Source organism: Shewanella maritima, assembly GCF_043643735.1.
GTDB classification, from domain to species: domain Bacteria; phylum Pseudomonadota; class Gammaproteobacteria; order Enterobacterales; family Shewanellaceae; genus Shewanella; species Shewanella maritima_A.
The window spans coordinates 83,116-96,745 of the sequence record NZ_JBHZSM010000014.1 but is presented as its reverse complement, the minus strand read 5'-3'; the positions used below and the strand labels follow the sequence as shown (position 1 = coordinate 96,745).

Genomic DNA, 13,630 nt, shown 5'->3' with positions numbered 1-13,630 from the left:
TATTAGTAAGAGTTATTTTAGACCTAAAAACGACTGTTATTTGTCTCGGTAATCACACAAGTATAAAAAAGGCACTTTAAAAGTGCCTTTTGTCATTCGCCTAGATCAGAAGAATGTATAACAATGACTTCATCAACATTACACGTCGAGGTTTGCCACATTCAATGCATTGGTTTCAATAAAGTCACGACGTGGTTCAACTTGGTCACCCATCAGTGTTGTGAATAATTGATCTGCAGCAACTGCATCTTCAATGGTTACGCGCAACATACGACGAGTTTCTGGATCCATTGTCGTTTCCCATAGCTGCTCAGGATTCATTTCGCCCAATCCTTTGTAGCGTTGAATGTACAAGCCACGTTTAGCTTCACTCATGGTCCAATCAAGTGCTTCAACAAAGCTACTGACTTCTTTCATACGCTCACCACGCTTCACATAGCCCCCCTCTTCAACCATGCCATTGATAGCATCACCCATCTTAGCAATTTGCTGGTAATCAGCTGAGTTGAAGAAATCATAACCAAATAAATAGTTGGTATCGATACCATGCTTACGGATGGTCAGTGTTGGTGTATAAACTTGACGCTCTGGATCATGAGTTACTATCACAGAGTAAATGACACCATCACTTTCACGCTCAACTAAATCAGCAACGAACGTGTCCCCCCAAGCTTTCATAGCGGCTTCATCAGTCAGCATGTCAGCAGTAACAGCTGGATGATATAACATTCTGTCCGTAAGATTTGTTGGGTAACGTTTCTCTAAACGCTGCACAATGGCTTCTACGTCACGATACTGATGAACCAAACGCTCAAGTGGCTCACCAGACATACCTGGTGCGCCTTGGCTTGGATAGATGTGCGTGTTATCTAACGCTTGTGTTGTCAGGTACTCTGTTAATGCTGGCTCATCTTTCAGATACTGCTCTTGCTTACCTTTTTTCACTTTAAATAGCGGTGGCTGTGCAATATAAACAAAACCACGCTCAATCAGTTCAGGCATTTGACGGAAGAAGAAAGTCAACAGCAAGGTACGAATGTGCGAACCATCGACGTCAGCATCGGTCATGATGATGATGTTGTGATAACGCGTTTTTTCTGGGTCGTATTCATCACGACCAATACCACAACCAAGAGCGGTGATAAGGGTGGCAACTTCTTGCGAAGATAACATCTTGTCAAAGCGTGCTTTTTCTACGTTAAGGATTTTACCCTTAAGTGGCAAAATAGCTTGGTTCTTACGGTTTCGTCCCTGCTTAGCACTACCACCAGCAGAGTCACCCTCCACTATGTATATTTCAGAAAGACCAGGATCTTTCTCTTGGCAGTCAGCAAGTTTGCCGGGTAAACCACCTAAATCTAATGCACCTTTACGACGCGTCATTTCACGGGCTTTTCGTGCCGCTTCACGAGCACGTGCTGCATCAACAATCTTGCCAACAATCAGCTTTGCGTCCACTGGGTTTTCAAGTAAGTAGTCGTTTAACTTCTCACCCATGGTTTGTTCAACAGCGCTTTTCACTTCGCTTGAAACTAATTTATCTTTAGTTTGCGAGCTGAATTTTGGATCGGGCACTTTAACCGAAATAACAGCAGTTAGACCTTCACGCGCGTCATCACCACTAGCGTTTGTTTTACCTTTTTTATTGAAGCCTTCACGCTCCATATAATTATTAAGGTTACGAGTCAGCGCACCACGGAAGCCGGCTAAGTGAGTACCACCATCACGCTGTGGGATGTTATTGGTAAAACAGAAAATGTTTTCTTGATAACCATCATTCCACTGCATCGCCACTTCAACGGTAATGCCGTCCTCACGCTCATGCTGGAAATGAAAGATATCTTTGTTAACCGGTGTTTTATTGCGATTTAAGTAATCAACAAATGCGCTAATACCACCATCGTATTTAAAGAACTCGTTACGGTCTTCTTCGCGCTCATCGACCAAGCGAATACCCACACCAGAGTTCAAGAAAGATAACTCACGCACACGCTTAGCTAGAATGTCGAAGTGGAATAGCGTATCTGAGAAAGTTTCTTTACTCGGCCAAAAGCGAATTGCTGTTCCGGTCTTATCGGTATCGCCTACTGGTGCAATTGGTGCTTCAGGTACACCCATAGTGTAAAATTGCTCATACACTTTGCCTTCACGACGGATAGTCATTTGCAGTTTTTCCGATAGTGCATTCACTACCGATACACCTACACCGTGTAAACCGCCAGAAACTTTATATGAGTTGTCATCAAACTTACCACCAGCATGCAGTACTGTCATAATAACTTCTGCTGCTGACACGCCTTCTTCTGGGTGGACTTCAACTGGAATACCACGGCCATCATCTTGTACAGATACAGAGCCATCAGCATGAATAGTGATGGTAATTTCGTTACAGTGTCCTGCTAACGCTTCATCGATTGAGTTATCGACGACTTCGAATACCATGTGATGTAAACCGGTACCGTCATCAGTATCACCAATGTACATACCAGGTCTCTTACGTACAGCATCAAGGCCTTTTAATACCTTAATACTGGAAGAATCGTAACTATTCTCTGACATATTTCTCTCTCGTTGTTATTCAATAACCGTTATCTTGCCCTGCTCCACGTGAAACGTCCTATTGGGTGGGCTAGATAACGAATCGACTATTGCCGATGGGTCAATGGCGGTGACAAATATTTGTGCCCCTGTAGCCGTTAACTGTTTCAGCAATAGTTGCCTATGCTTTGCATCCAACTCCGACGGTAAATCGTCGACTAAATAAATACTGTGCTTATTCAGTTGTTGTTTGAGCAACATTCCCTGTGCAATACGCAGTGCACAGACTAATAATTTTAATTGTCCACGGGACAGTGCATCTTGAACGGGAAGGTTGCCCACACGTAAACGTAAATCCGCTTTATGGGGGCCGCTGCTTGTATATCCTGATGCTAAATCTCGCGGATATTGATTTTCAAGTAGCTGCAAATATTCCGTTTTGCTGTCCCATCCTCGGGTAAAAGAAACCTTGATATCAACCTGAGGTAAAAACTCTCCGATTATACCCTTTAGTAGCGCATTTAACGAGTCTACATATTGATTTCGTATATCGGTTACTTGCTCAGCATACCGCACCAACTCCTTATCCCAAAATAGAATATTGGAATAGCTAGACTGATTTCTAAGTAACTGATTTCTTTGTTTTAATATTCTGCGAGTATTCGCCCACGCTTGATGGAAAGTACTATCGCAATGAAACGCCCCCCAATCAATGAATTGCCGACGTGATTTTGGTCCTTCAAACAATAAAGAAAAGCTCTCTGGCGTGATAACTTGGATGGGTAATGTTTCGGCTAACGTGGATAAGCGCTTAATATTGTCGCCGTTAATTTTGACGTCAATATCGCCATTACGAAATCTGCGCAAACCAATTTTGCAAGGAAGTACGTCATCTTGTTTTTCAGCAAATAACGTTAAGTTATCTTGTTCGGTATTTATCACGCGTTGCGACAAGTGACTACGAAATGAACGCCCCATCCCCAAAAAGAAAATAGCCTCAAGAATACTCGTCTTGCCGCTGCCATTTTCTCCATAAATCAGGTTTAAACCATCACTTAAAGCCAATTTAGCTTCAGTGATATTGCGAAAACCGCTGATATTAAGACGGGATAAACTCATGAAACCCTAAGATACAATCAAACCGACTAAAGACAAAAAAGGCGCTTGTTACACAGTAAAAAGCACCTTTACACGAGTATGGCGTTGTTTTATAAACGCATTGGCATCACAACGTACATAGAATCTTCTTCTTTGTGATTTTCAATCAATGCGCTGGAGTTACCATCAATCAAGGTAATGCGTACATCATCACTGGCTAGATTGTTTAACACATCAAGCAAATAGCTCACATTAAAGCCAATTTCTAAGTCACCAGAGTCATATTCTACATCAATGATCTCTTCCGCTTCTTCCTGTTCAGGGTTATTAGCTGTAATTTTTAATAAGCCTGTTTCAAGCTGAATGCGTACACCGCGGAATTTCTCGTTAGATAAGATAGACGCACGAGTAAGTGCCTGCTTTAGGTGGTTACGACTCGCAATCACGACCTTATTACCACCTTTAGGTAACACACGACGGTAATCAGGGAAACGCCCATCTACTAACTTACTGGTAAATACTGCTGAGCTAGTGATTGCTCTAATCGCACTGTCACCGATAGCAATGGTAATGTCTTGGTCTTCACTATCCAGCAAGCGAGACATTTCAACCACCCCTTTACGGGGCACAATGACCTGCTTTTCAGGTAATGACTGCTCAACCATACGATGACTTAGCGCCAACCGATGGCCATCTGTAGCAATTGAACGCAACACATTGCCTTCGGTTTCAAATAATAATCCGTTGAGATAGTAGCGCACATCTTGGTTAGCCATAGAGAATTGGGTCGAGTCAATAATTGACTTAAGCACACCCTGCTTTAGGCTAAATTCAATATCAGCGCTGAATGCTTCAACATTTGGGTAATCTTCAGCAGGCAAAGTGGCTAAGGTAAAACGACTGCGGCCACAACGTAATAACCAACGGTTATCTTGCTGCTCAATTTTTAATTCTGAGTTGTCTGGTAATGATTTAACAATATCCAGCAATTTTTTAGCTGGTACCGTTGTGCGCCCAAGCTCAATATCACCATATATTGGCGCTTGCCCAACGAGTTCAACTTCTAAATCAGTACCTGTGAGCTGAAGTGAATGTTCACTAACTTCAACAAGTAAGTTGGCTAGAATAGGTAGGTTATGACGACGCTCAACCGCGCCACACACCAGTTGTAACGGTTTTAATAGGGCATCCCTATCGATTGAAAATTTCATTGAGTCCACATTCCCTGAATTAAGACGATAGTGTTCGAATTAAATTGGCGTAGTCTTCTTTTATATCATGACTCTCTTCGCGTAACTGCGCGATTTTACGACAAGCATGTAACACTGTCGTATGGTCACGACCACCAAATGCATCACCAATTTCAGGCAAGCTTTGGTTAGTGAGCTCTTTAGATAGTGCCATTGCCACTTGTCGAGGTCTAGCCACACTGCGCGAGCGGCGTTTTGATAGCATATCAGCCATTTTAATTTTGTAATATTCAGCTACGGTTTTCTGAATATTGTCTATAGTGACTAATTTTTCCTGCAGTGCCAAGAGGTCTCTTAGCGCTTCTCGAACAAAGTCAATAGTAATTGGTCGGCCAGTGAAGTTAGCATTGGCAATGACACGATTTAATGCCCCTTCCAGCTCACGTACATTTGAACGTAAACGCTTAGCAATAAAGAATGCCACTTCATCAGGGAGGTTAATGCCACTTTCTTGTGCCTTACGCATCAAAATCGCAACACGGGTTTCTAATTCAGGTGGCTCAATGGCCACTGTTAATCCCCAACCAAAACGCGATTTAAGGCGGTCTTCTACACCATCAATTTCTTTTGGGTAACGGTCAGAGGTTAAAATAATTTGGTGATTACCTTCCAACAGTGCGTTAAAGGTATGGAAAAACTCTTCTTGTGAGCGGTCTTTGTTCGCAAAGAACTGAATATCATCAATGAATAATGCATCAACACTGCGGTAATAACGCTTAAAGTCTTCAATGGCATTATTTTGTAAGGCTTTAACCATGTCTTGCACAAAACGCTCAGAATGCATGTAAACCACTTTGGCATTCGGGTTGTTGTTAATAATGCCATTGCCCACAGCATGTAATAAGTGGGTTTTACCTAAACCCGTACCGCCATATAAAAATAGTGGGTTATATGCACCACCTGGATTTTCAGCGACTTGTAATGCAGCGGCTTTACCCAGTTGGTTAGATTTACCTTCAACAAAGTTATCAAATTGATAAGTTGGATTGATATTACTGCGGTGATTGGCATCAATGACAGGCTCAGCCTTAGCATTAAACGTCGTACCTTGCGCAGCTTTGGGTTGGCCCGTGCTGGCTTTTTTAGGCATAGCGGTTACGCCCGCCTTTGCTTTCGGCGCAGACGGCCGACTACCGATATCAAAACGTAACTTTGGGGCATCGCCACCCATGTGCTCAGTAAAAAACTGATTGATGATATTGATATATTTGTCGCGGACCCAATCCAATACAAAACGATTGGGTGCATAAAGCACGAGGGTATCGCCTTCCATTTCAGCCTGTAACGGACGGATCCACATACTAAACTGTTGAGCAGGTAGCTCGTCTTGTAATCTGCCGATACATTGTTGCCAAAGTGAAACCGCCACTTATTTATCCCCAAATATCTTGTTAAAGGAGGTGTATTCTATAGCGAGACTTCAATGATCGCTATGCTTTATCGAAGAATTATCCCCAGAGCGATCATTGTATGTGGATATCTTGGATCATTAAAGATCAATTTCGATCCATTTCTCGATAATTTGATGTGCTACCCGCTTTATAAACAGATCGACTTTGATCTATAATAAGCGCCTTTGATCTAATTTAAGCCGCCAAGATCCACAAGATATAGTGTTAGTTAACAGACTTATCCACATCTTCTGGTGCTACAAACGGTAAAGTATCAAATAAAGATTGGCAGAATTTAACCACATAAGTACTTTCGTTGTTGACGCTAGCGACTAAAGTGATTACAATTCGGCCTCTTTTTTGCCCTTACCTCTGATAGTTTTATTAGAGTGCAGGATTATTAACTAACAAAGACGGATTGCCATCATGAGTAAACGTACTTTTCAACCTAGCAACCTGAAGCGCAAGCGTTCTCACGGCTTCCGCGCTCGTATGGCCACTGTAGGTGGTCGTAAGGTGCTTGCACGTCGTCGTGCAAAAGGTCGCGCACGTTTATCTGCTTAATAAGTAGTGAACTAGGTGACTAGCTATACCTTTACGCGGGAGTTAAGACTATTAACTCCCGCGCAATTTAAATCTGTATTTAACAACCCCATCAAAGCATCTTCTGCTGAAATTACTCTGCTTGCAATTCCTAACTCAGAGCAACATCCTCGGATTGGATTAACTGTAGCTAAACGTTTTGTCAAAAACGCAAGTGATCGCAACCGTATAAAAAGAGTGATAAGGACCAGTTTTCGATTACATCAACATGATCTCCCTAATCTCGATATAGTGGTGTTGGTTAGAAATGGCGTTGTAGATATGGAAAATGACCAACTACATCGATTGATAGAGAAGTTATGGCGCAAACTCAATCGCCGTTACAATGGCTAGCCATTAAGGCAGTCAGAGGCTACCAACTCTTTATCAGCCCTCTGATAGGGCAACGATGTCGTTTTCACCCAACTTGTTCTCATTATGCAATTGAGGCAATAAATACGCATGGAGCGTTAAAAGGGTGTTGGTTTGCAGCGAAACGCATATTAAAATGTAATCCTTTACATCCCGGCGGAATTGATCCCGTCCCACCCAAAAATGACAGGTGTAATAAATAGATTATGGAATCTCAACGCAATATATTGCTTATTGGTCTGCTTTTTGTCAGTTTTCTACTCTGGCAACAATGGCAATCAGATAAAGCGCCACAACCGGCTCAATCACAAGTAGCCGCACAAACGACGCCAGCAACAAATTACAGCGCAGATGTTCCTGAAGCTGATAATGTCGGTGTTCCAGTTCAGCTACCCGCTAACACTGAAATTATCACGGTTAAAACTGACACATTAGACATTAAAATCAACCCTGTGGGTGGTGATATTGTTTATGCAGCATTAGTTAAGCATAAAGTTGAAATCGACCAGAATGACCCTTTTGTTATTCTTGAACAAACCAATGACTTTACCTACATTGCTCAAAGTGGTTTGATTGGCCGCAATGGTATCGACACTGCACAAGGGCGTGCTTATTTCTCTGCACCAAGTGAGTCATTTACCTTAGCTGATGGTCAAGATAGCTTAGTTGTGCCACTGACCTTCACCGATGCAAACGGTGCTGTGTATGTTAAGAACTTTACCTTTACCCGTGGTCAATATGACGTAAAAGTAGATTACAACATCAGCAATAACACAGCAGAAGCTTTGCAATTGCAGATGTATGGTCAAATTAAACAAACTGTACGCCCATCTGAAAGCAGTATGATGATGCCAACCTATCGTGGTTCTGCATTCTCAACTCAAGATACTCGTTACGAAAAGTATGACTTCAGTGACATAGCAAAAAGCAACCTCAACCAAACTACGCTAGGTGGTTGGGCGGCAATGCTACAGCACTACTTTGTATCGGCTTGGGTACCACCTGCAAATGATTCAAACACCATTTTCTCAAGTATGAGTGCTGGTGGTTTAGCAAACATTGGTTTCCGCGGTTCAGTACATGACATCGCTCCTGGTGCACAACAAACTATTAGCTCGCACTTCTATGTAGGTCCTAAAGATCAGAAAGCGCTTTCTGCACTTTCAGAATCACTTAACCTCGTTGTAGATTACGGCTTCTTGTGGTGGTTAGCGATTCCAATTCACTGGCTATTGATGATGTTCCAATCATTTGTTGGTAACTGGGGTGCTGCAATTATCTTAATTACCCTAACTGTACGTTTCATCATGTACCCATTAACGAAGTCGCAATACACTTCTATGGCTAAGATGCGTAACTTACAGCCTAAGCTTGCTGAGCTAAAAGACCGCTATGGCGAAGATCGTCAGAAGATGGGTCAAGCAATGATGGAGCTTTATAAGAAAGAAAAAGTAAACCCTATGGGTGGTTGTTTACCTATCTTCCTACAAATGCCAATCTTCATCGCGCTTTACTGGGTATTACTAGAAAGCTATGAATTGCGTCATGCGCCATTCATGCTGTGGATTGATGACTTGTCAGTGCAAGATCCTTACTACGTGCTACCGCTACTAATGGGTGCATCTATGTGGTTCATGCAAAAGATGCAACCTATGTCGCCAACCATGGATCCTATGCAAATAAAGATGATGCAGTGGATGCCAGTGATCTTCACTGTATTCTTCCTATGGTTCCCAGCAGGTCTAGTTCTATACTGGTTAGTGGGTAACTTAGTGGCAATTATTCAGCAAAAAGTGATTTATGCTAACCTTGAGAAAAGTGGCATTAAATAGTCAATAAGCTGATTTTAGCTATAAAATAAAGGCGGCTTTTAGTCGCCTTTATCTTTATCAACAAACAGGTATTAACGTGAAGACAGACACTATCGTGGCACAAGCAACCGCACCTGGGCGTGGCGGTGTTGGTATTATTCGCGTATCTGGCGAACTGGCATCAACAGTAGCACAAGCCGTACTCGGTAAAATGCCTAAAACGCGCTATGCCGATTACTGTGATTTTAAAGATGCACAGAACCAAGTCATTGACCAAGGCATCGCCCTATTCTTTCAAGGACCCAACTCTTTTACAGGTGAAGATGTTTTAGAACTGCAAGGTCATGGCGGCCAAGTTGTTTTAGATATGTTGATCAAGCGAGTTATGGAAGTTGAAGGTGTACGTATTGCCAAGCCTGGTGAGTTCAGTGAGCAAGCTTTTATGAACGATAAGCTTGATTTAACTCAGGCTGAAGCAATTGCAGACTTAATTGATGCCACCAGTGAACAAGCAGCCAAAAGTGCTTTGCACTCACTGCAAGGTGAGTTCTCCAGTGAGGTGCACGAACTTGTTGAGCAAGTAACTAACCTGCGTTTATATGTCGAAGCCGCCATTGATTTTCCTGATGAAGAAGTCGACTTTTTATCCGATGGTAAAATTGCCAATGCCTTGTACAACATCATTGATAAACTCAGTAAAGTACAAGCCAGCGCAAAGCAAGGCGCAATTATTCGTGAAGGTATGAAAGTGGTTATTGCTGGCCGCCCGAATGCTGGCAAATCGAGTCTATTAAATGCATTAGCAGGCAAAGAGTCAGCTATTGTGACAGAAATAGCGGGTACCACTCGAGACGTGTTACGCGAGCATATTCATCTTGATGGCATGCCATTACACATCATTGACACAGCTGGTCTTCGCGATACCACAGATACAGTAGAACAAATAGGTATTGAACGTGCTTGGGATGAAATAGCAACAGCAGATAGAGTGCTATTTATGGTGGATGGTACAACAACCGATGCCATAGACCCTCACGATATTTGGCCAGACTTCATTGACCGCCTACCTAAAAACCTGGGTGTAACCGTTGTACGCAACAAAGCCGATTTAACTGGCGAAGCACTGGATCACACCACTGAACAAGGTAATGAAGTTTACCGTATTTCAGCAAAAACAAGCTTAGGTGTTGATGAGTTAAAACAACATTTAAAATCATTAATGGGTTACCAAAGTAATCTCGAAGGTGGCTTTATTGCTCGTCGACGTCATCTTGAAGCATTAGATTTAGCATCAAGCCATCTGCAGCTAGGCAAAGAGCAACTTGAAGTATTTCAAGCTGGCGAATTACTCGCAGAAGAGCTACGTATGTGCCAAATGGCACTGTCTGAAATTACCGGTAAGTTCACTTCTGATGATCTACTCGGTAAAATTTTCAGTTCATTTTGCATCGGTAAATAGCTGAAAAGTACTGTGCTAACGCTGCAAACGGTAACGCTGCAAACACTCTGCAGCGTTTTACTTTCACTCATACCAACATTCCACATAATATAATGTCTACAAAAGGTAATTGATAAACCATGACACCAGCTAATCACGTCGTGATACTCGACTTCGAAACCACAGGATTATCACCGGATAACGGCGACCGAGCTATCGAGATTGGTGCGGTAAAAATGGTTGACGGTAAAATCGTTGACTCATTTCAACAACTAATGAACCCTGGCCGTCGTGTGAACAGCTTTATTGAAAACTACACTGGTATCAGTAACCAAATGCTACTTAATGCCGACAACTGCGAAACTGTAATGGCTGATTTTGCAGATTTTATCGGTGACTTCAATCTTGTGGCTCATAACGCTAGCTTTGATAAAAAGTTTTTAGATGCTGAGTTTCAACGTATAAACCATTGTTATAATGGTAAATTTGCTTGTTCTTTATTGCTTTCAAGACGTATTCATCAAGATGCCCCAAACCATAAGCTCGGCACATTAGTGGATTATCATCAGCTGCCTACTGATGGTGTTTTTCACAGAGCTTTGGCCGATGCCACCATGACTGGCTATTTATGGCAACATCAACTTGAAACCATTGAACAACTCAGCAAAAAAGCCCCATTGAGTTTTGAGCAGATATTAACGATTACAGCCATGCCAAAAGCTAAAGTAGCCAGTTATCTCGCTAATTTATAATGATTAGAAATGGAAAGTTAACCATATAGCAAAATGCCAACCTAGAAGTTGGCATTTTTGTGGGTCATCGATTTATTAAAGCCTATATAGATCAGCAATCGGGTATCTGAAAATGGCCTCTAGAAATAATAACCGAAATTAATGTTAACCCGCTTATCCCAATCATCACTGTTTCCAGGTAAGCCTACATGGTTATTATCACCAGTAGATGCATACATATTCTTACCGATAATAAAATCAATCATAGTGTACGTCGGTCCTGCTGAAATAGCCGCGCCAGTGACATTTTGATAGCTATCATCATAATAGTTATCAGCAACATCTGGCGTCACTAAACCAAAATCGTTATAGACCTTTACACTGCCCCAATCAGTACTGAAAGTTCGAGCAAGATTAACACTGTAAGCTTGTGCTTTAGAGGCTATTTCGTATTGCCAGTTATAGGCCGCTACGGCAATTTTATTGCCATCAATGGCATCTGCCGCATCATGTTCATATTGCATGATTTGTAGTTGTAAGTTCCAATTTTGGTAACTACTATCCATATGCAAAGCGACACCGTAGCGACTCCCCGTATTACCTGTGTTGCTGTTATATATTTGTCCAACTTCCACAGAGCCGCCAAACAAGGTTTGGCCACCTTCATAACTGATTTTGTAAGTTTGTCTGAGATTAAACTGGTTAATTTCCTCATTATAATATTCAGTGCCATTGACTGTTCCAGTGTATAAGTCCGGTGAATAGCGGTCATTGTTACTGGCGGAAAACTCTCCATTTTTAAATACGGCGATTTCAGTGCCCCAAGCACCTTGTTGATACACACCTTTAACACCCAAATCATAATCATCTTCAAAACCCAAATAATAAGGCACACCAAACCAAAAACTATTTGAAATAAATCCCGGGTTACCAAACGGTTTTTGTGTCACGCCAAACTGTAGCTGCCACTGCGGATTCACATCGTAAAAACCATATCCATATCGCAATGTTTGCCAACCATCATAAAAACGATACTCAGTCGCTAGCCCCCATTGACCTAATTTGCCATCAAACTTAATAGCCGCCATATCAAAAGTGAAATCACCTAATTTGTCTTTAGAGGCTTGGTTATAATCGATATAAGCATAATTGACCCTTAAGGTACCCGACACATCAATACCATCAGGTGAGTCATCTGCAGCGTAAGCCTGCGAAACACAAAGACAAGAAAAAATAATTACAAATAAGAACAAGGTTAAAATATTCATCATGGGCTCAATTGATTTAGATAATAGGGTATCTATAGCGATTGCAGCCTTGCAGATGGTTAACATAATCAGAGCAACAGGCACTGCTGTGCAGCTATAAAAGGGCTAGATAGTGAAGTAAGCCTAAACCATAGCCGTTTTGTTAGTATTTAGTAGGATAGATGTTTAAAAAAGTGAAGTGGCGCGATTATTATTTATTCCATTTTCCCTAAAACCACCGCGAGCTTATCAACCAACAAGCGTACTTTGGATGAAAGATGCCTATTTTGTGGATATAAAGCCCAGATTCCTTCCTTAGGCTGCTGGTAAGAGGTTAATAAGGTTTGTAACTTTCCTTCTGTTATTGCTTGCTGCACATAATATCCAGGCAATTGCACCATCCCAACCCCTTTGATTGCTGCATCCAATAAACTCATACCACTACTGCACTGTAAACTTCCCTGCACTTTTATGCTGCGAGTTTTATCCGATTCAACAAAATACCAATGAGGCTGCGAACCCAACAGACAATTATGTTCCGACAGTTCAGCTAACGTATTTGGCTCACCATAGCGAGCAATATACTCAGGTGAAGCACACACATATTGCTGCCGGCTAGATAACCTTTTAGCCATCATACTTGAATCAGATAATCGCCCTAACCGAATGGCGAGATCATAACCACCTTCAACTAAATCAAGTTGCCTATTGGTTAATTCACAAATTACCTCAACCGATGGAAATTGTTGCATAAAGTCTGTCACAACAGGCATAACAAACCGCTCACCATAAGTGACAGGGGCTGTCATTCTAATCAGGCCATGAGGCGTATGTTGCAAACTAGATATTGCACGCTCAGCTTCATCAAGGCCTTCTAATACTTGCTGACAATGCCTTAAATATACCGCTCCTTCTTCGGTGAGCGATACTTTACGTGTGGTGCGATAGAGTAATTTTGTTTGTAGACGGTTTTCTAATTGGCTCACTTGACGGCTCACTTGCGCAGTTGAAATATTGAGCCGTTTACCCGCAGCAGTAAAACTGTCGGACTTTGCCACTGCCACAAATTCTATAACACCTTCCCATGGATTCATTATTACTATCTCGTAAAAGTGATTTACATATTTGGGTAATTATCATTTATATGAAAACAATTACAATCTTTTAATCTT

At 41.9% G+C, this 13,630-nt stretch carries 12 protein-coding genes; 6 read left to right on the top strand and 6 right to left on the bottom strand.

Annotated features, from left to right (window positions below; all coding sequences use genetic code 11):
* Positions 1 to 138: 138 nt before the first annotated feature.
* The 4 genes from gyrB to dnaA form a co-directional block, all read right to left on the bottom strand.
* The gene (gyrB, locus tag ACHUGF_RS14625) at positions 139 to 2,559 is read right to left on the bottom strand and encodes a DNA topoisomerase (ATP-hydrolyzing) subunit B (protein WP_394132307.1); all 2,421 of its coding nucleotides are present in this window, start codon (positions 2,557 to 2,559) and stop codon (positions 139 to 141) included.
* Positions 2,560 to 2,574: 15 nt separating this feature from the next.
* Complete coding sequence (gene recF, locus ACHUGF_RS14620; protein ID WP_394132306.1) at positions 2,575 to 3,657, bottom strand: DNA replication/repair protein RecF; 1,083 nt, start codon at positions 3,655 to 3,657, stop codon at positions 2,575 to 2,577.
* An 89-nt stretch (positions 3,658 to 3,746) separates the two neighbouring features.
* Complete coding sequence (gene dnaN, locus ACHUGF_RS14615) at positions 3,747 to 4,847, bottom strand: DNA polymerase III subunit beta (protein WP_394132304.1); 1,101 nt, start codon at positions 4,845 to 4,847, stop codon at positions 3,747 to 3,749.
* Positions 4,848 to 4,866: 19 nt separating this feature from the next.
* Positions 4,867 to 6,255, bottom strand: a complete 1,389-nt coding sequence (gene dnaA / locus ACHUGF_RS14610; RefSeq protein ID WP_394132303.1) for a chromosomal replication initiator protein DnaA — start codon at positions 6,253 to 6,255, stop codon at positions 4,867 to 4,869.
* A gap of 448 nt (positions 6,256 to 6,703) precedes the next feature.
* Between dnaA and rpmH the strand changes: the two genes are divergently transcribed.
* From rpmH to ACHUGF_RS14580, 6 genes are all read left to right on the top strand, one after another.
* Positions 6,704 to 6,841: a 50S ribosomal protein L34 gene (gene rpmH, locus ACHUGF_RS14605; RefSeq protein ID WP_006083827.1), complete on the top strand. Its 138-nt coding sequence runs from the start codon at positions 6,704 to 6,706 to the stop codon at positions 6,839 to 6,841.
* A 15-nt stretch (positions 6,842 to 6,856) separates the two neighbouring features.
* Positions 6,857 to 7,213, top strand: coding sequence for a ribonuclease P protein component (rnpA, locus tag ACHUGF_RS14600; RefSeq protein ID WP_394132301.1), 357 nt, complete (start codon positions 6,857 to 6,859; stop codon positions 7,211 to 7,213).
* Positions 7,180 to 7,434: a membrane protein insertion efficiency factor YidD gene (yidD, locus tag ACHUGF_RS14595; RefSeq protein WP_394132300.1), complete on the top strand. Its 255-nt coding sequence runs from the start codon at positions 7,180 to 7,182 to the stop codon at positions 7,432 to 7,434. Before rnpA ends, yidD begins: the two co-directional genes overlap by 34 nt.
* Before the next feature lie 3 nt (positions 7,435 to 7,437).
* Positions 7,438 to 9,063 (top strand): membrane protein insertase YidC, encoded by a 1,626-nt coding sequence (yidC, locus tag ACHUGF_RS14590; RefSeq protein ID WP_394132299.1) that lies wholly within the window; start codon positions 7,438 to 7,440, stop codon positions 9,061 to 9,063.
* A gap of 76 nt (positions 9,064 to 9,139) precedes the next feature.
* Positions 9,140 to 10,501: a tRNA uridine-5-carboxymethylaminomethyl(34) synthesis GTPase MnmE gene (gene mnmE, locus ACHUGF_RS14585; RefSeq protein WP_394132298.1), complete on the top strand. Its 1,362-nt coding sequence runs from the start codon at positions 9,140 to 9,142 to the stop codon at positions 10,499 to 10,501.
* 119 nt (positions 10,502 to 10,620) lie between these two features.
* Complete coding sequence (locus tag ACHUGF_RS14580; protein ID WP_394132297.1) at positions 10,621 to 11,232, top strand: 3'-5' exonuclease; 612 nt, start codon at positions 10,621 to 10,623, stop codon at positions 11,230 to 11,232.
* Positions 11,233 to 11,351: 119 nt separating this feature from the next.
* On the opposite strand, the gene ACHUGF_RS14575 is transcribed toward ACHUGF_RS14580, so the two are convergent.
* Both ACHUGF_RS14575 and ACHUGF_RS14570 read right to left on the bottom strand, forming a co-directional pair.
* Complete coding sequence (locus ACHUGF_RS14575) at positions 11,352 to 12,482, bottom strand: hypothetical protein (RefSeq protein WP_394132296.1); 1,131 nt, start codon at positions 12,480 to 12,482, stop codon at positions 11,352 to 11,354.
* A gap of 191 nt (positions 12,483 to 12,673) precedes the next feature.
* A complete protein-coding gene (locus ACHUGF_RS14570) occupies positions 12,674 to 13,552 on the bottom strand; it encodes a LysR substrate-binding domain-containing protein (RefSeq protein WP_394132294.1) in 879 nt (292 codons plus the stop codon).
* Between the last annotated feature and the right edge of the window lie 78 nt (positions 13,553 to 13,630).

What these genes read in the sequence shown, in the direction of transcription:
- recF (WP_394132306.1), bottom strand. Translation starts at nt 3,657, where the DNA reads ATGAGTTTATCCCGTCTTAATATCAGCGGTTTTCGCAATATCACTGAA.
- ACHUGF_RS14570 (WP_394132294.1), bottom strand. Translation starts at nt 13,552, where the DNA reads ATGAATCCATGGGAAGGTGTTATAGAATTTGTGGCAGTGGCAAAGTCC.
- ACHUGF_RS14575 (WP_394132296.1), bottom strand. Translation starts at nt 12,482, where the DNA reads ATGATGAATATTTTAACCTTGTTCTTATTTGTAATTATTTTTTCTTGT.
- dnaN (WP_394132304.1), bottom strand. Translation starts at nt 4,847, where the DNA reads ATGAAATTTTCAATCGATAGGGATGCCCTATTAAAACCGTTACAACTG.
- ACHUGF_RS14580 (WP_394132297.1), top strand. Translation starts at nt 10,621, where the DNA reads ATGACACCAGCTAATCACGTCGTGATACTCGACTTCGAAACCACAGGA.
- yidC (WP_394132299.1), top strand. Translation starts at nt 7,438, where the DNA reads ATGGAATCTCAACGCAATATATTGCTTATTGGTCTGCTTTTTGTCAGT.
- yidD (WP_394132300.1), top strand. Translation starts at nt 7,180, where the DNA reads ATGGCGCAAACTCAATCGCCGTTACAATGGCTAGCCATTAAGGCAGTC.
- gyrB (WP_394132307.1), bottom strand. Translation starts at nt 2,559, where the DNA reads ATGTCAGAGAATAGTTACGATTCTTCCAGTATTAAGGTATTAAAAGGC.
- rpmH (WP_006083827.1), top strand. Translation starts at nt 6,704, where the DNA reads ATGAGTAAACGTACTTTTCAACCTAGCAACCTGAAGCGCAAGCGTTCT.